2 pseudogenes are annotated in these 1,035 nt (G+C 62.4%); both read left to right on the plus strand.

From position 1 onward, the window contains the following. Positions 1-297, plus strand: a pseudogene (locus HMPREF3165_RS13630) (hypothetical protein); the annotation flags it as partial. 191 nt (positions 298-488) lie between these two features. After that, a pseudogene (locus HMPREF3165_RS13635) lies at positions 489-1,035 on the plus strand (hypothetical protein); the annotation flags it as partial.

The following is a 1,035-nucleotide window of genomic DNA, read 5'->3' on the forward strand; positions in this document are numbered from 1 at the left end:
GCCAGCCCCACCGGCACCATCGACCTCGACAATGGCACTCTGTCCGTCACCGGCCTAGTCACCGACGACACCAAGGACCTCACCCCCGAGGCAACAGCCCCCGTCGTCCACACCGTCGCCGACTGCCAATCCGCAGGACTGACCACACTCCAGCTCAACAACTGGGCAACGGACACCAACAGCGTCGCCGACCCCTGGCTGACCTTCACCTGCAACAACGGCACCTGGACACCGCAGCATGACGGCAGCACCGGCCAAGACGAAGCCACCATCCTCAACAAAGTCGCCGAACTCTAACCAACCCACCAACCCCACCTTCACCTCTGCGCCGTCAGGACGAACACCCTCACCACCACCACAACGGATCGGGAAGAATGAGGCTTATTCACAGCATCCGTCAAAGGCACTGTGACCTGCGCAGATGCCGGCGTCGGCTAGCCCTGTGAATAAGCCTCAATACCTCCATTGAGTCAGCAAGGAAGCAGCCGATGCCTGACGAGCAGACCACACCTGAACGCAGAGGAGACGTCGGCGCAGACGAAGCCCTGGCCGTCAACTCGGGCAGCGGAGCCTCTGTCGGCCGGAGGAAACCGTCGTCGGGCAGGTCGGCGGGGTGGTGGGCTGTCCGGGTGATGCTGGTCGTCCTCGTGGTGATCATTGCTGGTTTGGTCTACCTGATCGACATCACTGTGCACCCCGCCAGTGGTCCGGATGGCTTCCAAGTCCGGCGCGTTGCCAGCACAGCCTCCAAGCACCTCTCCAGCAGCCCAGACGTCACCTCCGCCGAGATCGCGCATGCCTCAGCCGACCTCGGAGGCAACGAAGTCCTACTGGACGTGCGCCTCAAGGACAACACCAGCGCGGAGGCGGCCGCCAATCTACTGGCCTCAACCCGGCAGAAGACACTCCAGCAGGAGCCCGACTACTCAGGCGAGTTCATCATCTCCGTATCCTGGAACGTCAAGGGCAGCACCATCGACATCGACGTCTATTCTCAACGAGATCCCGAGGCAATCCGGACCGACGTGAAACGAG

It is taken from the genome of Actinomyces sp. HMSC08A09 (assembly GCF_001807465.1).
Classification (GTDB): domain Bacteria; phylum Actinomycetota; class Actinomycetes; order Actinomycetales; family Actinomycetaceae; genus Actinomyces; species Actinomyces oris.